Below are 24,647 nucleotides of genomic sequence, written 5' to 3'. Positions count from 1 at the left end.
GCCGAGACGGGTTGCGGAGTCCAGCTTACCGCAGCGGCTTCTTCAGCAGGGAGAAGCGGTCGGGGTCGAGCCCCATCGACGGCTGGAGCATCGGGGCGTCGATGCTGGAGAGCGTCTTCGCAGGCGGCGCCGAGAACACGGGATCGTTAGGCACGTCGCGCTGAGAGGTGGCCCCGCGCCAGCGCTCGAGCACAGCGCTGACGAAATGCATGTCGTGTCCGGCCGTGACCGAGGGAACGCTGCTGATGGTCGCTTCGCCGCGCGGCAATTGATGCGGCGGCACCTCCTTGAAGCGCAGTCGCGTCGGCAGTGCCACGCCTTCGCCGAACGCCAGGACCTCACGGGTGCCGAGCGAAGGCACGAAAGAGAGCAGGTTCGCGGCCGCATCCGACACCGCGGCGCGGAGCAGCGCCTGGTCGCGGTCGTTGGCCAGGCGCATCGTGAACAGCGTGTTGCACTGAGAGATGATGGTGGCGTCGAGTTCGGCTGGACGTTGGGTGATGAGACCGAGATAGACGCCGTATTTGCGGCCTTCCTTGGCGATGCGCGACACCGCCTTGCGGGTCGGCCCGAAACCGACGTTGCGATCGGCGGACGCATAGCGGTGCGCCTCTTCGCAGACGAACAGCAGCGGCGAGACGCCGTCGCTCCACAGGCCGAAATCGAAGGCCATGCGGCAGAGCACCGAGACGACGGAGTCGATCACCTCGACTGGAAAGCCGGCAAGCTGCATCACCGTCATCGGCTTGCCGTTGGCCGGCAGACGGAATAGGTGGCTGATCACCTCCGCCATGGTGTCACCGCCGACATTGGCATTGTCGAACATGAAGGCGTAGCGCGGATCGTTGCGCACCGCCTCGATGCGCGAGATCAGCTTGTGATAGATGATGCGCGAGGAGCGGTTTTCGAGCTTGCCCATGCGCTCGTCGATCAGCGAGATCAGATCGACCAGCCGGTAGGGCACCGGCGTGTCGACGGTGAAGCCGACCTGCTTGGGATCGATGCGCTTGAGGCCGAGGCGGTCGGAGTTCTGATACTGCGTGTAGACACCCTTGGCGATCGGGATGACTTCGGCGAGGATGTCGAGCTCTTCGGGCACGCCAGGCCGGCCGCCGAACAGCACGTCGACGATTTCCTCGAAATTGAACAGCCAGAACGGCAGCTTCAGGTTCCGCGGGTTGAGCACCAGGGAACGGTCGCCGAAGCAGCGACCATATTCGTTGTGGACGTCGAGCAGGAAGACGCGCAGGTTCGGGCGCGCTTTCAGGATTTCGTTGAGCAGCAGCGACACGCCGGTCGATTTGCCGACGCCGGTCGAGCCGAGCACCGCAAAATGCTTGGAAAGCATTTCCTCGACGTCGACATAAGCGACGACGGAACGGTCCTGTTGCAGGAAACCGACATTGATCTGGTCCGCGCCCGTCGGCGCATAGATCGTGCGCAGCTCCTGGCTGGTGATCAGGTCGACCGCATCGCCGATGGTCGGATAGTTGGTGACGCCGCGCTGGAACTTGGCCTTGTCGCTGGCATTGAGGATCTCGCCGAGCAGGTCGACGGAGGCGATGGCAATGTAAGTGTCCCCGGTCGAGAGGTTCTCGCAGGAAACCTCGGTGATCATGGCCACGATGACCGAGCTGGCGCAGCGGATGCTGACGAAGCGGCCGACAGTGGCACGCACTTCCGAGATCGGCATCCGGCTTTCCGCCAAAAGCCCGACCCGCGCAAGCGATCCGCGTACCGAAATCACGCGTCCAAAAGATGTCACGATGATGAACCTGGCAACAACGAGGATTTGTTCCAACTATGCGCGGCGGTCACTGCACAAACGGTTAAATGCGAGGCGCCGCCGCTTTGTTAAATCTGTGACAATTCGGTTGGGAGATTTGTTCGAAGTGCCTACTTGCCGCGAAAATCGGTAGGACAATGCCGTTTTCTGGGCCGGCCGGCCGTCGGCGCGTAAGGAGAAATTTACCATTCGGAAAACCACCCGGCGTGGTCGGGATCCGAAAGCGACGCGGACCGGCGCAGCCCGGTGCGGGACGAGGGGATTTCTATTTGTTGACGAGACCTAATCATTTGTACATTAGTACAAATGATCCAGGGCCGGCCTGGGCGCATACAGGGTCCGCCGTTGCGCCCGCGAGCGCGCGTCGAAATTCCGGGATCCGTGAAGCCGATCACCCGTCATGCCATGGAGGAAATGATGCAGCCAGAACCGATCCTCGATCTCGCCCATCTCGGCCACATGGAGCTGTTGACGCCGAAGCCGGACGAGAGTCTGAAATTCTTCGTCGACGTCATGGGCATGACGGTCAGCGGGCAGAAGGGTGAGTCCGTTTACTTGCGCGGTTGGGATGACTATGAGCGCTATTCGCTAAAACTCACGGCGTCGAAAACCTCGGGCATGGGCCACATGGCGCTGCGCGCACGCAGTCAGCAGGCGCTGGAGCGGCGCGTCGCAGCGCTCAAGGGGTCCGGCTTCGACATCGGCTGGATCGACGGCGACATGGGGCAGGGGCCGACCTTCCGCTGCCGCGATCCTGACGGCCATATCGTCGAGCTCTACTACGAGACCGAGTGGTATCAGGCTCCGCCCGAGCTGAAGCCCGCTCTGAAGAACCAGGCGCAGCGTTTTCCCGCGCGCGGTGCCAACGTGCGCCGCCTCGACCATCTCAACTGCCTCGCGGCCGATATCAAGGCCAACCGCGAGTTCTTCGAGAACTATCTCGGCTGCCGCCTCACCGAGCAGATCGTGCTCAACGACGGCCGGGAAGCCGCGATGTGGCTGACGATGTCGAACAAGAGCTACGATTTCGCCTATTCGCTCGACCATTCCGGCGTGCCCGGCCGCTTCCACCATGTCACCTACGCGCTCGACAGCCGCGAGGAGATCCTTCGCGCTGCCGACATCTTCCTGGAGAACGGCGTCTACATCGAGACCGGCCCGCACAAGCATGCGATCCAGCAGACCTTCTTTCTCTACGTCTACGAACCCGGCGGCAACCGCGTCGAAGTCGCCAACGCCGGCGCACGGCTAATCCTCGCACCCGACTGGAAGCCGATCGTGTGGACGGAAGAGGAGCGCAAGAAAGGTCAGGCCTGGGGACTGAAGACGATCGAGTCCTTCCACACCCACGGCACGCCGCCGGTGGAGACGAAGAAGCACGGCTAGTTCGCAGAGGCCTTCACGCGCGTAATCGTCTCGCGGATGCCAGTCCACGCCGGCTTGTCCGGCGCAAATTGCTTGCGCAGGAACGCAACGAGCTCCTCGACCTGCGCGTCGCTCATGCTGTGCTTGAACGCGGGCATATAGCCGAGGTCGCTGGACGCTGGCTCGATGATGCCGTGCAGGATCACCTGCACGAGATTGTCCGGTTTCGCGCTGTGGAGATTGCTGTTGAGCGACAGTGACGGCCGGCTGCCGAACAGCGGCAGACCGCCGACCTCGTGGCAGACGGCGCACGCGCCCTGATAGAGCCGCGCGCCGGTCGAGGCGGCGACGGTGACTTGCGTCGCGTTCTCGAGCTTGGCGGCAAGCGCGTCCTGCGCCTGCCGGTCGATCGCGGTGTCGTTGAACGAGCCGAGATAGATCGCCATTGCGCGGATGTCCTGATCGGGCAGGGCGGCGAGATCCCGCACGATGGGCGCCATCGGCCCGGCCGCCACGCCGTGGAAACGCGAATGGCCGGTGCGCAAATAGGCGTAAAGCTCGTCCTCGCTCCAGGGAATCGGTGCCAGCGAGAGCGACGTCAGCGCCGGCGCCTCCCAGCCCTCGGCAAAGCCGCCGGCGAGATAGGCGCTCTGCTGCTCGGCACCGAGCGCATTGCGCGGCGAATGGCAGGCGCTGCAATGGCCGAGGCCTTCGACGAGATAGGCGCCGCGATTCCACTGCTCGGACTTGATCGGGTCGGGCTTGAGCGTGGTGGTTCGATGGAACAACGCATTCCAGCCAGCCAGCAACGGCCGAAGATTGAACGGGAAAGAGAGCGCGTTGTTCGGTGTGGTCGCCCGCACCGCGGGCTGCGCCATCAGGTGCGCGTACAGCGCCTGCATGTCTGCGTCGCTTGTCTTCGCAAAATGCGTGTAGGGGAATGCGGGATAGAGCTGTCGGCCGTCGCGATGCAGTCCCTCGCGCATCGCGCGCTCGAAGGCCGGGTAGGACCAGGCGCCGATACCGGTCGCGGCGTCCGGCGTGATGTTGGTGCTGTAGATGGTGCCAAACCGCGTTTCCAGCGCGCGCCCGCCGGCGTTCAGCGCGCCGCCCGCGGTCGTGTGACACTCCGCGCAATTGCCGAGCGCGGCGAGCTCTGCGCCGCGCGCGATCGTCGCAGCCGAATAGACGGATGCATCGGGCCGCGCGATCGGCGCGATGGCGCGGCCCGGTAGCATGGCGGCGCCGATACCGATGGCGGCCGTGCAGAGCGCGGCCACGCTCGCGAAGATGCCGGTGCGCTTCGCGAACGGGTTTGTCCAGGAGCCGGTCGGGGCGGCTGCCGGCGCAGGTAACGCCTGAGGCTCAGGCGACGTGTCGCCACGCAAGCCTTTGAGGATGCGCTCCGGCGTGAATGGCGGCTCGCGGAAGCGCACGCCTGTGGCATCGAAGATCGCATTGGCGATCGCTGCCGCACTCGGCACCGAGGCGGATTCGCCGACGCCGAGTGGCGGCTGGTCCTGACGCGGCAACATTAGCACGTCGATCTTGGGCACGTCGGGGAAGGGGATGATCGGGTAGGCGCCCCATTCGCGCGCCGCCACCGCGCCGCGCTCGAAGGAGACCTCCTCCATCAGCGCGCGGCTGGTCGACTGGATCACGTTGCCCTGGATCTGGTGGCGCACGCCGTCCGGATTGATCATCAATCCGGAATCCTGGCCGGCGACGACGCGGGTGACGCTGACATCGCCGGTCGTCTTGTTGACCGCGACATCGGCGATCCAGGCCGACCACGCCGCGCCGTAGCCGGGGAACTTGCTGTGCACGTAGAGCGCATAAGCAAAGCCGCGCCCATGCACGACATCGCCGTCCTTGTCCTGGCGCACCGGTCGTGGTGTCCAGCCCGCGCGCTCGGCGACCGCATTGACGAGATCGACCGCGCGCTGGTCCTTCAGGTAGCGCAGGCGATATTCGATCGGATCGATACCGGCTTCGGTCGCGAGCTCGTCAATATAGGATTCATGCGCAAAGCTGTTCGGCAGCGCCGAGACGCCGCGCAACCAGGAGGCGCGCACGATTGGGGGCATGTCGTGCGCGACGACACGCATGTGTTCGTAGTCGTAGGGCGGGATCGCGGTGCGGTCGCCCATCTGCAGCACGTCGGGCTCGGGCGATATCCGGCCTGTGAGAAGCAGCGCAAGCGTCGGCGCGGCGTTCGAAGGATAGCGCGTGGCGAGATCGTAACCGGCGACGCCGCCGTCGGCGTCCAACCCGCCATTGACGTCGACGAGCTGCGCGGTGCCCTTGGGCTCCCAGGCGTGTTCCTGTTCCCGCGTCAACTGCACGCGCACGGGCCGACCGACTGCGCGCGAGAGCAGCAGTGCGTCCGCCGTGACGTCATCGGCGCAGTTGCGGCCGTAGCATCCGGCGGCCTCCAGCCGGATCACCTCGATCTCGGTCTCGGGCCGCTCGATCAGCAAGGCAAGGTCGGTGCGCAGGATGTGCGGGTTTTGCGTTCCGGACCAGACCCGGATGCGCCCCTCCTGAAAATCGGCAACGGCGCAGGAAGGCCCGATCGACGCGTGCATCTGGTAGGGCCAGACGTAAGTCCGCCGCATTGGCTTGGCGGCAGCGGCGATGGCCGCGTTCACGTCGCCCTTGTCGATCAGCGTGCGCGGCGTCGACGGGTTGGCGCGCAGGGCGGTCTCGAGGTCGGCGAGATCGGGTAGCGCGGGTGTCGGCTTCCAGCTCACCTTCAGCCGATTTGCGGCCAGAATCGCATTCTCCTCGCGCTCGGCGACGACGCCGACGAAGTCGCCGAGGCGCACGACGCCGACGAGGCCGGGAATATCGCGCACCGAGGACTCGTCCACCGCGATCAGGCTGGTTCCGACGAACGGCCCGGCATCGACGCCGGCATAGGGCGGCCGCACCACGCGGCCGTGCAACATGCCGGGCACACGGACGTCGTGCACGAAGGTCATCTCGCCGGTCGCCTTCGCCGGCAGGTCGACGCGCGGCACGGACTGGCCGACGATAGCGTAGTCGCCGACGGGTTTCACGGCGACATCATCGGCAAGCTCGAGACGGATCACCTCATCGCCGATCAGCTCTCCAAAGCTGATGCTGCGGTTGTGGCCGCGAACCAGCCCGTCCTCAATGCTGAGATCCCCAGCCGAAAGCTCCAGCCGTTCGGCGGCGCGCGCGATCAGAAAATGTCGCGCTTGCGCGGCGGCCTTGCGCAGGGGAACGGCGGTGATCTGAATGGTTTCGCTGGCAATCGTCGCGCCCTGGTTCGGCACGACAGCGGTATCGCCGAGCACCACGACGACGCGCGCAAACGACACGTCGAGCTCTTCGGCAACGATCTGGCCGAGCGCTGTGCGGATGCCGGTGCCGAGATCGACATGGCCGTTATAGGCGCTGACCGAACCATCGGCGGTGATCCGGACAAAGGTCTCGGACGTGCCGTCGGCGAGCGCGCGGGCGACGACCAGCGATCCGGAGCGCCGCTCAGTTTCATTCGAAACGGGGGAGGCCATCAATCACCGGCCTCGGCAAGCTGACCTGATGCGCGCATCACGGCGCGGAGGATTTCGACATGCGTGCCGCAGCGGCAGAGATTGTAGCGCAGCGCGGCCATCGCCTCCTGCGCGGTGGGTTGTGGATTGATCGCAAGCAGCGCCTTGGTGGTCATGATCATGCCGTTGAGGCAGTAGCCGCATTGCGCGGCCTGCTCGTCGATGAAGGCCTGCTGCACGGCGTCGGGATTGTCGCGCGTGCCGAGCCCTTCAAGCGTCACGATGTCGCGCCCCACACAGCCGCCGATCGGAATGACGCAGGAACGCGCCGCGGCGTCGTCGATCAGGACAGTGCAGGTGCCGCATTCGCCGAGGCCGCAACCATATTTGGGACCGTTGAGCGCGAGGTCGTTGCGCAGCACATACAGGAGCGGCGTCTCCGGCGCGGCGGCGACATTATGGATCCGGCCGTTCACGGTGAGGCGGATCAGTGTCTGCGTCATCTCTGGTCCCGGTGCGGCGCGCGCATGTCAAACTGCGAAGCCCGACGATACCGTTTGTACACAAACGTGCAAGCGCCGCATGCCGCAGTGCAGCGCGGTTGCCCGCTTTGTGGACAGGGCAGGCAGGCAGATGAGGTTTTATTCGGCAGCCGCATGGTTTTGCCGGTGGCGCCGCTTGACAGCTTCCGGCATCGCGCGCAACATCGTTCGTATACGAATGATAAGCCCTGGATCAGTTGGCTTTGACATGGTGACTGAAGCGACGAGCGCGGCTTCCGACAAGATCCGCTGCGATGCCTGTCCGGTGATGTGCTACATCAAGCCGGGCGCGGCGGGTGCCTGCGACCGCTACGCCAACCACGACGGCAAGCTCGTCCGCGTCGATCCACATATCATCCTCGAGCGCACGGTGTCGCACGGCGGCAAGCTGGTGCCGTTTAGCCGGTCAGAGGATTGGGACGGCAAGATCGTCCATGAACCCTCGACCTTCGTCACTGCGATCGGTGCGGGCACGACCTATCCCGACTACAAGCCGGCGCCGTTCATCGTCTCATCGGAAGTCGATGGCGTCGACATGGTCACCGTCGTGACCGAAGGCATCTTCTCGTATTGCGGCGTCAAGGTGAAAATCGACACCGACCGCTACCTCGGCCCGGAAAGCGCGGTGGTGCGCGTGCAGGGCGAGGCGGTCGGCCACGTCACGACCAGCGAATACGGCTCGCAGATGCTGTCGCTCGGCGGCGTGCATCATCTGACCGGCGGCTCCAAGAAGGAAGGCCGCGTCACCTGCGACACGCTGATGGATCTCTCCAACTGCAAGCCGGTTGAGTTCACGATTGACGGTGGCGCGACGGTGGTGGTGCAGGCGGGAGAGCCGCCGATCGTCAACGGCGTGAAGGAAGAGCGCATGCGCGTCGGCTGCGGCTCGGCGACGATCGGCATGTTCGCAAAGCAGTGGCACGGCAAGGTCGACGAGGTCGTCGTGGTCGACGATCACATCACCGGGGTGCTCAGCGAGCATCAGGCCGGCAAGCTGCTCGATATTGCCGACACCGGCATCAAGATGAAGGGGCGGCGCTCGACGCCAGGTCGCTATTTCCAGGTCGCCGATCCCGGCACGGGCTGGGGCGGCACCAACATCTCCGATCCGCTGTCGATCCTCGGTCCTTTCGACGCCAAGGAAGCGAAACCCGGCCTGACCATGCTGATGGTCTCCACCACCGGCGAGCACGCGTCCTACTATGTGCTCGACGGTGCCTTGAAGCCGGTCGAGACCGAGATGCCGGCGGACCTGCGATTCTCGGTCGAGCGCATCCAGGAAAATTGTGAGCCGGCCTTGTGCACCGTACTGTTCATGGCGGGCGCCGGGGGTTCCTTGCGCGCCGGCGTTACCGATAATCCGGTGCGTCTGACACGCTCGGTGAAGGATGCTCTGACGCGCGTCACCAGCGGCGGTGCGCCGGTTTATGTCTGGCCCGGCGGCGGCATCACCTACATGGTCGATGTGACGCAGATGCCGGCCGGTGCGTTCGGCTATGTGCCGACGCCGGCTCTTGTCGCGCCGATCGAGTTCACGATGAGGCTGTCCGACTATGCCGCGCTCGGGGGCCACATGGATCATGTGCGACCGCTGTCCGAGGTCCGGGAGAGTGATGATATTCGCCAGGTGCCGTGGCAGAACCCGATCCCGGGACGGCGCGCATGAGGAGGCTTCCGCAAATTGCGTTGCTGTCTGATGGCCGGCGGCTGCATTTGCAGGATGGTCCGATTGATCTGATCGTGGAGGCGAGGGGAGCCGAGCATCAGGTTCGCGCGGCCTACGAGGCGGCAGCACGGCGCTTCACCGGGCTGCTCGACGAGCTCTGTGCCGAGCTGACGGAATTACGCAAAGCGGCGCAGCCGGTGCAATGCGTCCTGAAAGGTGTCGTCGCGCGGCGCATGTACGCCGCCGTTGCTCCCTACGCAGGCGATTGCTTCATCACGCCGATGGCCGCAGTCGCTGGCAGTGTGGCGGAAGAAGTTCTCGGTGCTATGCTTGGCGCGGCGCAGCTCGACCAAGCCTATGTCAACAATGGTGGCGACATCGCGCTGCATCTCGGCGAAGGCGAGCATTTTGCCATCGGCCTGATGGACCGCCCCGACCGCGCCGGCGTGATGCAGGCGATCACGATTGGGGCGGACGATCCGATCCGTGGCGTGGCGACCAGCGGGCGCCATGGGCGCAGTTTCTCGCTCGGTATTGCCGACGCGGTGACGGTGCTGACAGCGACGGCCTCTCAAGCCGATGCGGCAGCAACCGTCATCGCCAATGCCGTCGATCTGCCCGGGCATCCGGCGGTCAAGCGCCGTCCGGCGAACGAGATCCAGCCCGACAGCGACCTCGGCGCGCGTCTCGTCAGTCGCGACGTCGGCGCATTGTCGCAGATAGAAATTCGCGAGGCTCTCGAATCTGGCGCAGAATGTGCACGGCAATTGTTCGATCGTGGACTGATCGAGGGTGCCGTGCTCAGGCTATGTGGTGATATGCTTGTCATCGGGACCAAGGATATTGAGCGGCGACGATCGCGCCCGTCTTTATTGGAGAACGCGGTCCATGCCTGATCAGGGAAGCGAGCCAAGGAAGCTGACATGAGCGCGATCATCCGCAAGATCGTCACCGTCGTCGAAGAGACGCAGATGGAGATGGGACGGTCCGTCTCGCCGCCGACCCGGCGCGCCGCGGCGATCGCAGTCATTGAGAATCCGTTCGCCGGGAAATACGTCGAAGATCTTTCACCGCTGATCGCGATCGGCGAGGAGCTCGGCGATCTCTTGTCAAGGCGCGCGGTGGCGGCGCTCGGGATCGAAGGCTCGAAGGTGCAGAGTTACGGCAAGGCCGCCGCCGTCGGCGAGAACGGCGAGCTGGAGCATGCTGCCGCGATCCTGCATCCGAAGATGGGCGCGCCAGTGCGTAAGGTCCTGAGCAAGGGCGCGGCACTGATTCCGTCGTCGAAGAAGCGCAGCGGTCCGGGCACGACGCTCGACATTCCATTAGGCCACAAGGACGCGGCCTTCGTGCGCAGTCATTTCGACGGCATGGAAGTGCAGATCAACGACGCGCCGCGCGCCAACGAGATCATGGTCGCGGTGGCTGTCACCGACAGCGGCCGCCCGCTGCCGCGGGTTGGCGGGTTGACGGTTGCGGAGATCAAGGGCGAAGACGGCCTGCGTTAGAGCATGATCCGTATCCGGAGGGCCGCGTTTGCGCAAAGTGGGGACCGGTTTTCCGACAAGATCATGCTCAAGAAATTGAGTCTTCAAAAAACTGGAGGTTGGGATGCGAGCAAGAAACTGTTTTGTCGGCGCGGCGTTTGCGCTTCTGGTCGGCGGCATGGCCGGCTCGGTGACGGCGCAGGAGATCAAGATCGGCGAGATCAACAGCTACTCGCTGTTGCCGGCATTCACCGAGCCCTATCGCAAGGGCTGGCAGCTCGCCGTCGAGGAGATCAACGCGGCCGGCGGCATCAACGGCAAGAAGCTCGTCGTGATCTCCAAGGATGACGGCGGCAAGCCGGCCGACGCGCAGACCGCGGCCAACGAGCTCGTCTCGAGCGAGGGCGTTGCGATGCTCGCGGGCACGTTCCTGTCGAACATCGGCCTTGCCGTGAGCGATTTCGCCAACCAGAAAAAGGTGTTCTTCCTCGCCGCCGAGCCGCTGACGGATGCCGTCACCTGGTCGAAGGGCAACAAGTATACGTTCCGCCTGCGTCCCTCCAACTACATGCAGGCGGCGATGCTGGTGGAAGCAGCGGCAAAGCTGCCGGCAAAACGCTGGGCGACGATCGCGCCGAACTACGAATATGGCCAGTCCGCGGTTGCGGTGTTCAAGAAGCTGATGTCGGAGAAGCGTCCCGACATCCAGTGGGTCGACGAGCAGTGGCCGCCGCAGGGCAAGATCGATGCGGGCCCGGTGGTGCAGGCGGTTGCCCAAGCCAATCCGGAGGCGATCCTCAACGTCACCTTCGGCGCCGATCTCGTGAAGCTCGTGCGCGAAGGCAATACGCGCGGCCTGTTCAAGGGACGTGATGTCGTCTCCTTCCTGACCGGTGAGCCGGAATATCTCGATCCACTCAAGGACGAGACGCCCGAGGGCTGGATCGTTACCGGCTATCCCTGGTACTCGATCAAAACGCCCGAGCACGACGCGTTCCTCAAGGCCTACCAGGCCAAATACAACGACTATCCGCGCCTCGGCTCGATCGTTGGCTACCAGACCATCAAGTCGGCGGCGGCGATCCTGGCGAAGGCCGGTTCGACCGATCCGGAGAAGCTGATCGCGGCGGCGGAAGGTCTCTCTGTGGGCTCGCCCTTTGGAGAGATCACCTTCCGCCAGATCGATCACCAGTCGACGCTTGGTGCCTTCGTCGGCAAGACCGCGCTGAAGGATGGCAAGGGCGTGATGGTGGATTCGTCCTACAAGAAAGGCGCGGACTATCTGCCGAGTGATGCCGAAGTCGAGAAACTGCGGCCAAAGGATTGAAGTTTTGCCGCTGCCGTAGGGTGGGTTAGCCGAAGGCGTAACCCACCACGGTCTATCCCGCGGCGAGGAAAGTGGTGGGTTACGCTTCGCTAACCCACCCTACGAAGTTATCGCTCCCTGCGCGGGGAGCGCACTGAAACCCAACCCGGACCGCCGATGGCCTTTTACGTCGTACAGTTTCTGACTGGACTCGCCAGCGCAGCGTCGCTGTTCCTGGTGGCCTCGGGCCTGTCGATCATCTTCGGCGTGACGCGGATCGTGAACTTTGCGCACGGCGCGTTCTACATGGTCGGTGCCTACATCGCCTTCACGCTGACGGATCGCCTCTCTGGCGCGTTCGGCTTCTGGGGCGGTATCGTGATCGCCGCGCTCGCGGTGGCGCTGATCGGTGTCCTCGTCGAGATGGTGCTGCTCCGGCGTATCTATCACGCGCCCGAGCTGTTCCAGTTGCTCGCGACCTTCGGCCTGACGCTGATGGTCGAGGATCTCGTCGTCCTCATCTGGGGCCCCGACGATCTGCTCGGCCGCCGCGCGCCGGGCTTCAAGGGCGCGGTCGATTTCTTTGGCCAGAACATCCCGAGTTACGACCTGTTCCTGATCGTGCTTGGCCCGGTCGTGCTCGGCATCCTTTGGCTGTTGTTCCAGCGCACCCGGTGGGGCGTTCTGGTGCGCGCGGCGACGCAGGACCGCGACATGGTCGCGGCGCTCGGCGTCAATCAGAAATGGCTGTTCACGTCGGTGTTCGCGGTCGGCGTCTTCCTCGCAGCGCTTGGCGGCGCGCTGCAAATCCCGCGCGACGCCGTGCATCACGCCATGGATCTGCGCATCATCGTCGAGGTCTTCGTCGTCGTCGTGATCGGCGGTCTCGGCAGCATCGTGGGCGCCTTTGTCGCGGCGGTGCTGGTGTCCGAGCTCAACGCCTTCGGTATCCTGATCTTCCCGAAGATTTCCATCATCCTGGTCTTCCTGGTGATGGCGGTGGTGCTGATCGTACGTCCCTGGGGCCTGTTCGGCAGGCCTGAGGCGCCCGCGCGCCGCACGCCGGGTCTCACGGTCAATCCCTGGCGGCCACTGACGTCGAACGAGCGGCTGGCTACGGTTGCCGCACTCGTCGTCGCGGCAGCACTGCCGCTGTTCGCCGGCAATTATGCGCTGACAGTCGGCTCGGAGATCGCGATCTTCGTGATCTTCGCCGTCAGCTTGCATTTTCTGATGGCGGTCGGCGGTCTCGCGTCCTTTGGGCACGCGGCGTATTTCGGCCTCGGCGCCTATGGCGTCGCGTTCCTCGCCAAGATGGCGGGCCTGCCGATGATCGTCTGCCTGCTGCTAGGGCCGCTGCTCGGCTGCCTCGGTGCCGCCGTGTTCGGCTTCTTCGCCGTGCAGCTCTCCGGCGTCTATTTCGCGATGCTGACGCTCGCCTTCGCGCAGATCGTATGGTCGATCGCGTTCCAGTGGGTCAGCGTCACCGGCGGCGACAACGGCATTCTGGGCGTCTGGCCGGAAAAATGGGCGGCGAGCCCGTCGCATTTCTACTGGCTGGCGCTCGGCGTTGCCGCGCTGGTGACGATCGCACTACGCATCGCGGTGTTCTCACCGTTCGGCTACGCACTTAGGGCCACGCGGGACTCCGCATTGCGCAGCGAGGCGATCGGCATCAACGTCAAGCGCATGCAGTGGACGGCCTTCGTCATTGCGGGAACCACGGCCGGCATCGGTGGTGCGCTGTTTGCATACCTGAAGGGCAGCGTCTTCCCGGATAATCTCGGCATCTCGCTGTCGGTCGATGCGCTCGTCATGGTGCTGCTCGGCGGCGTCGAGACGGTGTCGGGCGCAGTGATCGGCGCGATCGTCTACAAGGCGCTCAACATCTGGCTCGTCAGCCAGACCGACCTGTCAAAGCTCGTGCTCGGCGCTTTCATCGTGCTGATCGTGGTCGTCTTCCCGAAAGGGATTGTCGGCATGCTGGAAATGCTTGCGCAGCGGCGCAAGGGATCCTCGCCGCCGGGCTCGACAATGCTCGCCAAACCGATCGGGTCCACCGAATGAGCGTCGCACCCACACTTCTCGCGGTCGAAGGCCTGACCAAGTCCTATGGCGGCATTCACGCAGTGCGCGGCGTCTCGTTCGAGCTGCGTGCCGGCGAGATCCTGGCACTGATCGGTCCCAACGGCGCGGGCAAGAGCACCTGCTTTGACATGCTCAACGGCCAGAACACGCCGGACGCCGGGCGCATCCGCCTGCTCGGCGAGGATACGACGGGCAAGAAGCCGCGCGAGGTCTGGCGGCTCGGGGTCGGCCGCACCTTCCAGATCACGGCGACCTTCGCCACCATGACAGTGCGCGAGAACGTGCAGGTCGCGCTGATCTCGCACGAAAAGCAATTGCTCAATCTCTGGGGCTCGGCACCGCGCTTCGACCGCGACGAGGCCGTGCGCCTCCTGGAGCTCGTCGGCATGGGCGGCTATGCGGATCGTCCCTGCGGCGAGCTCGCCTATGGCGACCTCAAGCGGCTCGAGCTTGCGATTGCGCTCGCCAATCAGCCAAAGCTCCTGCTGATGGACGAGCCGACCGCCGGCATGGCGCCACGCGAGCGCACCGACCTGATGCGGCTCACCGCGCGCATCGCGCGGGAGGAATCCATTGGCGTGCTGTTTACCGAGCACGACATGGATGTCGTCTTCGAGCATGCCGACCGCATCATCGTGCTCAACCGCGGCACACTGATTGCCGAAGGATCGCCGACGGAGGTGCGAGGCAACCCGCAGGTGCAGGCAGTCTATCTCGGCGAGGGCCTCGTCTACGATGCCCGTCATCGCGAGGGGGCCTCAACATGAAGCTCACGGTCGAGGGGCTCAACAGCCATTACGGTCCGGCGCATATCCTGTTCGACATCGCCCTCGAGGTCGGCGACGGTGAGGTGGTTGCGCTGCTGGGCCGAAACGGCGCCGGCAAATCAACGACGTTCCGCTCCATCGTCGGCCTAGTCGCGCAGCGCTCGGGTCGCATCATGTTCGAAGGCAAGGACGTCTCGGCCCGGCCGACGCATGAGATTGTGCGCAGCGGGCTCGGCTACGTGCCGGAGGAGCGCCGCATCTTCACCGACCTCACGGTCGAGGAGAATCTAGAGGTCGGCCGTCAGCCGAAACGGTCGAACGCGCCATACTGGACGCGCGAAAAGCTGTTCACGCTATTCCCGAATCTGAACGAGATGGGCAACCGGCCGGGTGGCCGCATGAGCGGCGGCGAGCAGCAGATGCTGACCATTGCCCGCACGCTGATGGGCAATCCGTCGCTGGTGCTTTTGGACGAGCCGTCAGAGGGGCTGTCGCCCAAGATCGTGGAGCAGATGGTCGATGCAATCCTGACCATGAAGAAGGAAGGCGTCAGCATTGTCGTTTCCGAGCAGAACCTGCATTTTGCAAAGCTGATCTCCGATCGTGCCTATATCATCGAGCGTGGCCGAATCTGTTTCGGTGGTACGATGGCCGAGCTCGATGCGCGCCCGGATATCCGCGACGCACATCTGTCATTGTAAAGGGGCGGGAATGGCGAGGGGCGTCGCAGCCAAGAAGAGCATCAGGCAGGCCAGGCCACCCTATGTGCTCGATGAGCAGGTCGGCTTCATCTTGCGCCAGGTCTGGCAGCGTCATAGCGCGATCTTTGCCCGCGACATCGGCACCAATCTGACGCCGACGCAGTGGGCGGCGCTGTCGAAGCTTGCCGAGACCGGGCCATGCTCGCAGAACCAGCTTGGGCGCCTCACGGCGATGGATGTCGCGACCATCAAGGGCGTGATCGACCGGCTCAGCGCGCGCGGACTGACGGAGACGAGCCAGGATCCGGAAGACGGCCGGCGGCTGCTCGTCAGCCTCACACGCGCCGGTCAGCAGCTCGCTGAAAAGGTTGCGCCGAATGCGCTCGCGATTACGCGTGAGACACTGGCGCCGCTCGACGCGAAGGAGCGCGAGCTGCTGATGGGGTTGCTGAACAAGTTGAGGTGAATTCGGTCTCATAGGGTGGGCAAAGTGCTGTAGGGTGGGCAAAGCGAAGCGTGCCCACCAGTTCTTTCTGAAATAAACAGAAGTGGTGGGCACGGCGCTTTGCGCCTTTGCCCACCCTACGATGCCGTTTAGGTGGCGTTACTTCCCCACCACCTCCGGCACCTTGCCTGCGGGTGGGGTGTTGCGGCTGCGCTGGGTGCGGACGATGCCGTCGATGATGGTCATGCCGATGCCGGGGAGGTCGCCGAGCTGCACGCTCTCAAGGATGTTCTTGCCGGGCGAATGCTGCGCCTTGTCCATGATGACGAAATCGGCCGAGCGGCCCACTTCAATGAGGCCGCAATCGAGCTCGCGCATCCGCGCCGTGTTGCCGGTCGCAAGGCAGAACGCGATCTCGGCCGGCAGCTCGCCGAGCGAGGACAACATCGAGACCATGCGCAAAATGCCGAGTGGCTGCACGCCGGAGCCGGCCGGCGCGTCGGTGCCGAGGATGACGCGGTGTAAATCGCCCATCTCGCGCGCGGTGCGCAGCGTGTATAGTGCAGAGCGCTCGTTGCCATTGTGCACGAGCTCGAGGCCGCGCTTGCAGCCCTCGCAGATGCAGCGGATCTGGTCGTCGGGCAGCGCGGTGTGGCCGCCATTGATGTGGCCGATCACGTCGGTGTCGGCCTCGAGGACCACGTCCTTGTCGATCAGGCCGGAGCCGGGGATGGAGGGGCCGCCGGTGTGGATCGTGCTCTGGATGCCGTATTTGCGCGCCCAGCCGACCATCTTGCGCGCCGTGGGACCGTCCTTGACGCCGCCAAGACCGACCTCGCCGAGCAGCTTGACGCCAGCCGCGGCCATCTCCTTGAAATCCTCCTCGACCATCTCGCATTCGATGACGGGTGCACCTGCGTGAACCTTCACGCCGCCCGGCCGCAGCGTCCAGAACGCGCGCTGGGCAAAGATCGCCATGGCCTTCAGGCCGACGACGTCGCGGGGGCGGCCGGGCATGTGCACTTCGCCGGCCGAGATCATGGTGGTGACGCCGCCATGCAGGTAGCTGTCGATCCAGTTGATCTGGTTCTGCCGAGGCGTCCAGTCGCCGGCGACGGGGTGCACGTGGCTGTCGATCAGCCCCGGTGCGACCGTGGTGCCGTTGGCGTCGACGATGGTGGTCGCACCGTCCGTGTTGACGTCCTTGAACCGGCCGATCGCGGTGATCTTGCCGTTCTCGGCGACGATGGTGTCGCCATCCAGGATCGGCTTCTCCAGGGCGCCCGATAGCATCAGGCCGATATTGCGGATCACGAGCTTCGAAGGCCCGGTGGCCTGGGGTGCGTCATGCGCCATGGAAAGGCTCCTCATTCCTAACTGCAACGCTCGCGATCTTGAGCAGCCTTGACCAAAGGATCAAGCCGGATTATTCATTTGTATACGAACAATCGTATACGAATGACGCATAGCTGACAGTCGCCCGCGCACCGGCAAGGGAAGATGAGATGAGCAATTTTAACCAGGAAAGCGTCCTCAGCGTCCACCACTGGACCGACACGCTGTTCAGCTTCAAGACCACGCGCAGCCCGACCTTCCGCTTCCGCAACGGCGAGTTCACGATGATCGGGCTCAAGCTCGGTGAGAAGCCGCTGCTCCGGGCCTATAGCGTCGCCAGCGCCAACTACGAGGACACGCTCGAATTCTTCTCGATCAAGGTGCCGGACGGCCCGCTGACCTCGCGTTTGCAGCATCTGAAGGAAGGCGACGAGATCATCGTCAGCCGCAAGGCCACCGGCACACTGGTGATCGACAATCTGGAAGAGGGCCGCAACCTCTACCTCATCGGAACCGGCACGGGCCTCGCGCCGTTCCTGAGCGTGGTCAAGGACCCCGAGACCTATGAGCGGTTCGAGAAGGTGGTGCTCCTGCATGGCTGCCGGCACGTGAGAGAGCTCGCCTATGGCGAGATGATCACCGAGAAGCTGCCGAACGATGAGCTGCTTGGCGACTACATCCGCAACCAGCTGATCTACTATCCGACCGTCACCCGCGATCCCTTCCGTAACCGCGGCCGCATCACCGACCTCATCACCTCGGGCAAGCTGTTCGGCGACATCGGCCTGCCGCCGATTGAGGCGGCCCACGACCGCGTCATGATCTGCGGCAGTCCGGCGCTGGTCGCTGACACCCGGATGCTGCTGACGGAGCGCGGCTTCGTCGAGGGCAACCACGGCGAGCCGGCGCAATTCGTGGTCGAAAAGGCCTTTGCCGAGCGGTAAGCCCGGTTTCAGCCGCGCAATAAAGCCGCATTTTCGCCGCCCGGCGCCCGTTGCGGCGCCGATTCTGCAGGCGATACTATGGGAGCGCCGAATCAGCGGAGTTCCTACATGGTTGCGGACAACGACAGCAACATCGCCTGGCACCGGGTTCAGGTGAAGAAGAACCGCGCCGAGTTGAAAGCGCTCGAGACCGCGCGCTTCATGATGGGCGAGGTCGCATCATCCAAGCGCAACGGCCAGACCCAGAAGGCGATTGTCGAGCTCAAGCGCAAGATAGCGCAATCCGAACGCACGATTGCCGACTACGAAAAGCGTACGCGCCGCCCGCTGGCGACCGACCTGCAAAGCCTCAGCAACGGGAGCTGGAGCCATTGGGACGCCTACACCAACCAGCGCAAATCGGGGCCGCGTTCGCAGGGGCGCGGCTGATCGCCATCTTTTGATCGATGTTCCGGCCCTTGCGCCGGCCATTGCGCATACCATCTGGTGAGGCGCCATCAACAGGGGCGGTGACCCATGACACCGCGCATCGATTTCACCAGCGACGCCTTCTTTCGCGACCCGCCCAAGGGAATCGCGAAGCTGCGCGCCTGCGGGCCCGTGGTCGCGACCCGTTTTCCGCTCATCGGCGATGTCTGGGTCACCACCACCCACGATGCGACGGCGCAGGTTCTCAAGGACGGCGCGACGTTCACGCTGCGCAGGGAGGACGGCAAGGTCGCAGGGCTGCGCTGGTGGATGCCGAAACTCGTTACGACCATTGCTAGCAACATGCTGACGATGGACGAGCCGGATCACACGCGGCTGCGCAGCATCGTCGACGAAGCCTTCCGCCGCCGCGCGATCGTCGCGATGGAGCCGCGCATCCGCGCCATCGCCGACGGACTCGCGGACGAGCTGTTCGCGGCGGGAAGCCCGGCCGATCTCGTCCAGCGCTACGCCCGAATCCTGCCGCTGTCGGTGATCTCCGAGCTGCTCGGGCTGCCGATGGCCGATCGACCCCGATTCATCGCCTGGGCGAATGCGATGTCCTCGCTGACCAACGTCGTCAGCTTCTTTCGGTTGCTGTTCGCGTTTCGCAAGATGCGTGCCTATCTCGAAGAGCAGTTGCGGATCGCCCGCGCGCAAGGTGGCGAAGGCCTGATTGCGGAGCTCGTTCAGGTCGAGCGGGAAGGCGGCCGCATCACGCCGGGCGAGATGGTTTCGATGGTGTTCCTGTTGCTGGCAGCGGGCTCGGAGACAACCACGCACCTCATCAGCGGCTCGGTCTATGAGCTCCTCAAAAATCCCGGCCTGCGCGATTGGCTGGAAGAGGATTGGTCTCGCGCCAGCCTTGCCGTCGAGGAATTCCTGCGCTTCGTCTCGCCGGTGCAATTCTCAAAGCCGCGTTATGTGCGGCGGGATCTCGAGCTCGAGGGTGTGCGCCTGAAAAAGGGCGATCGCGTCATGGTTATGCTGGCCGCAGCGAACATGGATCCTTCGGTGCATGATGCTCCCGAGCGGCTTGATCTCGAACGCAGGCCCAACCGGCACATCTCGTTCGGCACGGGAATCCATTTCTGTCTCGGTCACCAGCTCGCGCGGATCGAGGCGGCGTGTGCGCTTGAGGCCTTGTTCACGCGCTGGCCGCGGCTTGGTCTCGCCGTGGATACTTCGCAAGTTCACTGGCGCAAGCGCCCGGGCATCCGCGCCATCGCGAAACTGCCGGTCGTGGCCGACGACGGCGGGAACCGTCACGCTAAATCCCGCCCGGCCGACGTCGAGCAATTGCTCGCAAATTGACGTCACCAGCCGGCGGCGTATCGGAACCGCGTGGTGACGATCTTGCCGCGGCCGACGAAACAATCGCCGCCGGGCACGCGTTGGCCCCGGTGCGGACAGCAAGGGAGCAATCCATGCCCAACGGAGGCAAGACGCATATTGGGTCAGGTACGCATGGCAAGGGCGCGGGGAACGGCGCTTTCACGGAGGTCTCGAAAGACAAGATTGGCGACAACATGATCCTGTCGAACCGCGACAAGGCGCAGCATTCCGACATTCGCGGCATGGACGGAAAATATATCCAGACCGAGCAGTACCAGGACCACCCGGCCAACCGGCTCGCGGAGGAGGAGGACGAAGGCTAGGCGGCTCACGAGCCAGTCTGCTTCTCCGACGCGACGAGATCGCGCTCCCAGCCGAACACGGATCGGCCGTCGAGCTGAGGTGAAGCTGCGCGCTCGGCCGCAATGAAGGCCTCGACCGATGGGCCCCGCGCGCTCCGTTCCAGTCGCCGCGCCTGCTCGTCGAGACGCTTGATCGCCTGCATTTCCTCTTCGCGCCCGAGCTTTGCGTTCGCGATCGCGCCTTTGAGCACGCGAATGGTCTCGTCATAGACCTTGATCGGCACGGGGAAGGGGTGGCGGTCCTTGCCGCCATGGGCGAGAGAGAAGCGTGCCGGATCCTTGAAGCGATAGGGCGCGCCGTGCACGACCTCGGCGACCATCGCGAGCGAGCGCACGGTGCGCGCTCCGACGCCGGGTGTCAGCAACAGCTCTGGAAAATCGACCGGACCGCGCTCGGCGGCCGCAGCCAATGTGCCGTGCAGGCGACGCGCGAAGACGTCTTTCGGACGCACATCGTGATGCGCGGGCATGATGAGGTGCGGCAACATGGCTTGTGCGGGTTCGACACCGCTCAGACGTTCGAATTCGGTCACGATGCGATCGGGACCGAGATCGGAGAGCAGCTCAAGCTGCGCTGAGCGCGAGACGTCGGCACGGTGGTCGGTGAGATTGACGATCTCGCCTTGCACGGGGCCGTCGATCGCGCTGTGCGGCGCATCGACGAAGCTCTTCAGCGCCTCGGAATGCCAGTGATAGCGGCGGGCCTGCCGCTTCTCGCCGTTCATGCCTTGCTGCACGACCGTCCATTTGCCGTCGGCGGTGACGAAGAAGCCATGCAGATAAAGGTCAAAGCCGTCCTGCACCGCCGCGCTGTCGACCTTCGCAACGAGGCGGCTCGCGCGCGTCAGCCGGACGCCATCGAAGCCGATGCGACCGCCGAGCGTCAGAAGCTCATCCGGCGTCTTCCGTGAATGCTGGCCGCGGCCGCCGCAGACATAGATGCCGAGCTCGTTCTGGAGCGGTGCGAGCCCGCGTTTCAGGGCGCCGATCACGGAAGTGGTGATGCCGGAAGAGTGCCAGTCCATTCCCATCACGGCGCCGAACGATTGGAACCAGAAGGGATGCGACAGCCGCTGCATGAACTCGTCGCGGCCGTAGTGATGCACGATCACCTGTGTGACGATCGCGCCCAGCGACGCCATGCGGCTTGCGAGCCACGGTGGAACCCGTCCGTTGTGAAGGGGAAGATCGGCGCTGCCGGTGCGTCGGGGCATGGCCATTGATAGCCGGATTCTGCCCTGCTTGCACGACCGGAAATGCTGCGTTGCATCCGAAGGCGGACCGAAGCGCAAGGTTGGGCGTTGAGCGCCGAGTTGCAAGCCGGTGCGGAGGCAGGATGGAAATACAACCGATCATCGCGAGGATCGATGAGCTCTTCGGGTGGGTTCCACCCTGGTTCGTCGGCCTTAGCATCATTGCATGTGCGATCCTGGCGGCGTTGTTCCTGTACCGGATCGCGGTGCAGCTCTTGCGGCGTGCCTTCGCGGGCCGCTTTCCTCTCGTCAATCCGTTCCTCGATCGGACGGCAGGGCCGGCGCAGCTCGCGCTCTGCCTGCTTGCAGTCGCGCTCGTCCTGCCATGGGCGCCGCTCGGTGACGAAACGCGTCTTGATCTCAGGCACGTCTTCGTCGTGGCGGTGATTGCGCTGATCGGCTGGATTTCGATCCGGGCCGTCGACATGACGGCGGCGCGCTATCTGCAAAACTTCCGCGACGTCACCGAGAATTTTATCGCGCGCAAACATGTCACGCAGGTGCGGGTGTTCAAGCGGGTGATCGATACGCTCATCATCATGATCACGATCTCTACGGCGTTGATGACGTTCGATTCCGTCAAGCAATATGGCGTCAGCCTGTTCGCCTCGGCCGGCGCTGCCGGTATCATCGTCGGTCTTGCGGCGCGGCCGCTGCTCAGCAATCTGATCGCAGGCTTGCAGATTGCGATCACGCAGCCGATCCGCATCGAGGACGCCGTCATCATCGAAAACGAATGGGGCTGGGTCGAGGACATCGCCTCGACCTACGTCGTGGTGCGGCTGTGGGACTGGCGGCGGATGGTGGTGCCGTTGTCCTACTTCATCGAAAAGCCGTTCCAGAACTGGACGCGCGACGCCGCTTCCCTGATCGGCGCCATCGCTTTGTATGTCGATTATCGGGCCGACGTGCCGCGCATCCGCCGCAGGCTGGAGGAGGCGGTCAAGGAGTCAAAGCTGTGGGACGGCGCCGTGGTCAATCTCCAGGTGATTGATGCGGATGCCCGCACCGTTCAGCTCCGCGCTCTCGTCAGCGCCCGGAACGCTCCGCAGTCCTGGGACCTGCGCTGCGAGATCCGGGAGAAGCTCGTGGCCTTCATTCGCGACGAATTGCCCGATGCGCTGCCGCGCGAGCGTGCGATCCTCCTGCCTTCAGGCGATGACGATGCAGAGTTCGTCCGGCGCGTCGTCGCACCGGAGAAGGTGCGGGCGAGGGCGCACAACTGAATCGCCAGAGCAATGCCGGTCATCTCATTGCGCCCGGATGTTCGCCGCCTTGAGCACCGGCTCCCATTTGGCCGCCTCGGCATGCATGTAGGCATCGAAATCCTTCGACGACGAGCCGACCGGCGTTGCGCCGATCTTGTCGAGCGTCGACAGCACGCTCGGGTCTTGCAGTGCCGTCTTCAAATCGGCTTCGAGCCTCACCACGATCTCCGGCGGCATTTTTGCCGGCCCAAGAAAACCCCACCAGACCGAGACGTCGTAGCCTGATACTCCGGCCTCAGCGACGGTCGGAACATCGGGCAGGGCCTTTGACCGCTGCGCCGACGTCACCGCGAGCGCCCGCACCGGGCCGCCTTCGAGCTGGCCGATGGCCTCGGCGAGCGGGTTGAGGCTGAGGGGGATTTCGCCGGCGACCACGGCGGTCAGCGCCGGGGCGCCACCCTTGTAGGGAATAGAGACGATCTTCACGCCGGCCATGTATTTCAACAGCTCGCCGGCGAGATGCGCCGAGGTGCCGTTGCCGGACATGCCATAGGAGAGCTTGTCCGGTTCCTTCTTCGCAGCAGTCAGGAGATCGCCGAGGCTCTTGTACGGACTGTCCTTGGCGACGACGATGGCGAGCGGCGACGAGGCGACCTCGCTGATCGCGGTGAAATCCTTGAAGGTGTCGTAGGGCACGCTCGGATAGATGAACTGGTTGAGCGGATGGCCGCTGGCGACCAGGATCAGCGTGTAGCCGTCGGGCGGCGCCTGCGTCAGCGCTTGCGAGGCGATGATGCCGCCTGCGCCGGGACGGTTGTCGATCACTGGCTGCTGGCCCCAGCTCTTGGCGAGCGCCTGGCCGATCGTGCGGGCGAGCACGTCGACGGCGCCGCCAGCGGCATAGGGCACCAGAATGTGGACTGGCTTGCTCGGGAAATTGTCGGCCTGCGCGCCGTTCGCGGCCAGCATCAGGCCCGTACCCAGCAGTAGACGACCGATTTTCTTGTTGAAACCCAGCATTTTCCAGCGCTCCTCGGGGCGAGTGTCCATCCGGGCGCCCGTCTCGGACCGCCCAAGGCGCCGCCTTTGGTTTTTGTTGACGAGACCTTATCTTTTGTACGATAGTACAAATAACATGGTACGCAAGCCCACCAGCAAAGAGACAGCCCGCAAGCCGAACATGCGCGAGGCGATTCTCGCTGCGGCGGAGGAGTTGTTCGCAACCAACGGCTTCAACGCCGTGTCGGTGCGCGACATCGCGCAGGCCGCCGGAGCCAACCCCGGCAGCGTCACCTATCATTTCAAGACCAAGGATGGCCTGCTGCTCGAGATCTATCGCCGCCACTGCGGACCGATGAATCTCCGCCGATCCGAACTGCTCGCCGCGGCCAGGCGCGTTCGCGATCTCCAGGACCGGCTGGAGGCAATCGTGCGCGCCTATGTCGTGCCGGCCTTCACCTCGGGCAGCGATCTTGCCGGCGGCGGGGCGCGGTTCACGCGGCTGCGCGCCGTGATGTCGGCCGAGGGCAACGAGGTGGCCCGGCGCATCATCGCGCAGACCTTCGACGACACCAGCCACGCCTTCATCGACGCGATCCACGAGAGCCTGCCGCAGGTGCCGCGCACCGAGATCGTCTGGCGTAGCCATTTCCTGCTTGGTGCGCTCTATTACTCACTGGTGACGCCGGAGCGCGTCTCGCGCCTGTCGCGCGGCGAAGCCGACGGCAGCGACGCGGCCGCTGCGATCGAGCAGCTCGTTCAGGCGACCGTGGCCTCGTTCCAGGCGCCGGCACTCGACCAGGCCGCACCGGCACGCCGGCGCGCGGCGGCAAGCAACAAGACGTAGACGACTGCCGACGGACGAGGAGCGAAAAGCTCGCGTTGTCCGCAATCGGCGGCATTTGACTGGGGATGCGGAATGAGCAGGCGGGACTGCTTGCAACTCTTGTCGGGCGCTTCGATGGCCGGCCGGGCTTCGAAGCTCATCGACAATGCGCCCGACGCCGCGATCCAGCAGAAGTTGCTGGTCGACAATCCCGCGCGCCTGTTCAAGTTCACCTGAAGACAC

The 24,647-nt window shown here is 64.5% G+C and carries 22 protein-coding genes; 16 read left to right on the top strand and 6 right to left on the bottom strand.

Annotation, left to right across the window (positions count from 1 at the left end; translation table 11 throughout):
• Positions 1-25 precede the first annotated feature (25 nt).
• Positions 26-1,765, bottom strand: a complete 1,740-nt coding sequence (locus SO139_RS11840; RefSeq protein ID WP_449378838.1) for an ATP-binding protein — start codon at positions 1,763-1,765, stop codon at positions 26-28.
• A gap of 438 nt (positions 1,766-2,203) precedes the next feature.
• On the opposite strand from SO139_RS11840, the gene SO139_RS11835 reads away from it, so the two are divergent.
• Entirely contained in the window at positions 2,204-3,172 is a 969-nt protein-coding gene (locus SO139_RS11835) for a catechol 2,3-dioxygenase (protein ID WP_449378837.1), read from the top strand.
• On the opposite strand, the gene SO139_RS11830 is transcribed toward SO139_RS11835, so the two are convergent.
• Entirely contained in the window at positions 3,169-6,693 is a 3,525-nt protein-coding gene (locus SO139_RS11830) for a molybdopterin cofactor-binding domain-containing protein (protein ID WP_498540076.1), read from the bottom strand. The two genes, SO139_RS11835 and SO139_RS11830, sit on opposite strands and share 4 nt — an antisense overlap.
• Positions 6,693-7,175, bottom strand: coding sequence for a (2Fe-2S)-binding protein (locus SO139_RS11825; RefSeq protein WP_449378835.1), 483 nt, complete (start codon positions 7,173-7,175; stop codon positions 6,693-6,695). The genes SO139_RS11830 and SO139_RS11825 overlap by 1 nt, the downstream gene beginning before the upstream one ends.
• A gap of 247 nt (positions 7,176-7,422) precedes the next feature.
• On the opposite strand from SO139_RS11825, the gene SO139_RS11820 reads away from it, so the two are divergent.
• The 8 genes from SO139_RS11820 (at position 7,423) to SO139_RS11785 (ending at position 15,695) form a co-directional block, all read left to right on the top strand.
• Positions 7,423-8,880 carry a 6-hydroxynicotinate reductase gene (locus tag SO139_RS11820; protein ID WP_449378834.1) on the top strand — a complete coding sequence of 486 codons (1,458 nt, stop codon included), beginning with the start codon at positions 7,423-7,425 and terminating at the stop codon, positions 8,878-8,880.
• Complete coding sequence (locus tag SO139_RS11815) at positions 8,877-9,776, top strand: UPF0280 family protein (RefSeq protein ID WP_449378833.1); 900 nt, start codon at positions 8,877-8,879, stop codon at positions 9,774-9,776. Before SO139_RS11820 ends, SO139_RS11815 begins: the two co-directional genes overlap by 4 nt.
• A gap of 27 nt (positions 9,777-9,803) precedes the next feature.
• Entirely contained in the window at positions 9,804-10,388 is a 585-nt protein-coding gene (locus SO139_RS11810; protein ID WP_449378832.1) for an amino acid synthesis family protein, read from the top strand.
• Positions 10,389-10,491: 103 nt separating this feature from the next.
• Positions 10,492-11,694 (top strand): ABC transporter substrate-binding protein, encoded by a 1,203-nt coding sequence (locus SO139_RS11805; RefSeq protein ID WP_449378831.1) that lies wholly within the window; start codon positions 10,492-10,494, stop codon positions 11,692-11,694.
• 156 nt (positions 11,695-11,850) lie between these two features.
• A complete protein-coding gene (locus SO139_RS11800) occupies positions 11,851-13,740 on the top strand; it encodes an ABC transporter permease (RefSeq protein WP_449378830.1) in 1,890 nt (629 codons plus the stop codon).
• Positions 13,737-14,528: an ABC transporter ATP-binding protein gene (locus SO139_RS11795; RefSeq protein WP_449378829.1), complete on the top strand. Its 792-nt coding sequence runs from the start codon at positions 13,737-13,739 to the stop codon at positions 14,526-14,528. Before SO139_RS11800 ends, SO139_RS11795 begins: the two co-directional genes overlap by 4 nt.
• The gene (locus tag SO139_RS11790; protein ID WP_449378828.1) at positions 14,525-15,229 is read left to right on the top strand and encodes an ABC transporter ATP-binding protein; all 705 of its coding nucleotides are present in this window, start codon (positions 14,525-14,527) and stop codon (positions 15,227-15,229) included. The genes SO139_RS11795 and SO139_RS11790 overlap by 4 nt, the downstream gene beginning before the upstream one ends.
• A 10-nt stretch (positions 15,230-15,239) precedes the next feature.
• Complete coding sequence (locus SO139_RS11785; protein ID WP_449378827.1) at positions 15,240-15,695, top strand: MarR family winged helix-turn-helix transcriptional regulator; 456 nt, start codon at positions 15,240-15,242, stop codon at positions 15,693-15,695.
• 138 nt (positions 15,696-15,833) lie between these two features.
• Here the strand turns inward: SO139_RS11785 and SO139_RS11780 are convergent, their stop codons facing one another.
• On the bottom strand, positions 15,834-17,030 hold the full coding sequence (locus SO139_RS11780) for an amidohydrolase family protein (RefSeq protein ID WP_449378826.1): 1,197 nt from the start codon (positions 17,028-17,030) through the stop codon (positions 15,834-15,836).
• A 149-nt stretch (positions 17,031-17,179) separates the two neighbouring features.
• Here SO139_RS11780 and SO139_RS11775 point away from each other — a divergent pair, with 149 nt between their 5' ends.
• The 4 genes from SO139_RS11775 to SO139_RS11760 all read left to right on the top strand — a co-directional run bounded on the left by SO139_RS11775 (position 17,180) and on the right by SO139_RS11760 (position 20,079).
• The gene (locus SO139_RS11775; RefSeq protein ID WP_449378825.1) at positions 17,180-17,953 is read left to right on the top strand and encodes a ferredoxin--NADP reductase; all 774 of its coding nucleotides are present in this window, start codon (positions 17,180-17,182) and stop codon (positions 17,951-17,953) included.
• 108 nt (positions 17,954-18,061) lie between these two features.
• On the top strand, positions 18,062-18,382 hold the full coding sequence (locus tag SO139_RS11770) for a hypothetical protein (RefSeq protein ID WP_449378824.1): 321 nt from the start codon (positions 18,062-18,064) through the stop codon (positions 18,380-18,382).
• Between the two features lie 87 nt (positions 18,383-18,469).
• Positions 18,470-19,735 carry a cytochrome P450 gene (locus tag SO139_RS11765; protein WP_449378823.1) on the top strand — a complete coding sequence of 422 codons (1,266 nt, stop codon included), beginning with the start codon at positions 18,470-18,472 and terminating at the stop codon, positions 19,733-19,735.
• 113 nt (positions 19,736-19,848) lie between these two features.
• The gene (locus SO139_RS11760; RefSeq protein ID WP_449378822.1) at positions 19,849-20,079 is read left to right on the top strand and encodes a hypothetical protein; all 231 of its coding nucleotides are present in this window, start codon (positions 19,849-19,851) and stop codon (positions 20,077-20,079) included.
• 5 nt (positions 20,080-20,084) lie between these two features.
• On the opposite strand, the gene SO139_RS11755 is transcribed toward SO139_RS11760, so the two are convergent.
• Positions 20,085-21,332 carry a DUF763 domain-containing protein gene (locus tag SO139_RS11755; RefSeq protein ID WP_449378901.1) on the bottom strand — a complete coding sequence of 416 codons (1,248 nt, stop codon included), beginning with the start codon at positions 21,330-21,332 and terminating at the stop codon, positions 20,085-20,087.
• Positions 21,333-21,454: 122 nt separating this feature from the next.
• On the opposite strand from SO139_RS11755, the gene SO139_RS11750 reads away from it, so the two are divergent.
• Positions 21,455-22,597: a mechanosensitive ion channel family protein gene (locus tag SO139_RS11750; protein WP_449378821.1), complete on the top strand. Its 1,143-nt coding sequence runs from the start codon at positions 21,455-21,457 to the stop codon at positions 22,595-22,597.
• Positions 22,598-22,621: 24 nt separating this feature from the next.
• Here the strand turns inward: SO139_RS11750 and SO139_RS11745 are convergent, their stop codons facing one another.
• Positions 22,622-23,599, bottom strand: a complete 978-nt coding sequence (locus SO139_RS11745; RefSeq protein WP_498540075.1) for a tripartite tricarboxylate transporter substrate binding protein — start codon at positions 23,597-23,599, stop codon at positions 22,622-22,624.
• Between the two features lie 115 nt (positions 23,600-23,714).
• Here SO139_RS11745 and SO139_RS11740 point away from each other — a divergent pair, with 115 nt between their 5' ends.
• Positions 23,715-24,425 (top strand): TetR/AcrR family transcriptional regulator, encoded by a 711-nt coding sequence (locus SO139_RS11740; protein WP_449378819.1) that lies wholly within the window; start codon positions 23,715-23,717, stop codon positions 24,423-24,425.
• Positions 24,426-24,497: 72 nt separating this feature from the next.
• Positions 24,498-24,641, top strand: a complete 144-nt coding sequence (locus tag SO139_RS11735; RefSeq protein ID WP_449378818.1) for a hypothetical protein — start codon at positions 24,498-24,500, stop codon at positions 24,639-24,641.
• Positions 24,642-24,647 lie beyond the last annotated feature (6 nt).

The sequence above is a fragment of the Bradyrhizobium sp. UFLA05-89 genome, assembly GCF_059803475.1.
Note: the sequence above shows the minus strand (reverse complement) of the source record. Positions and strands in the feature narration are given on the sequence as shown.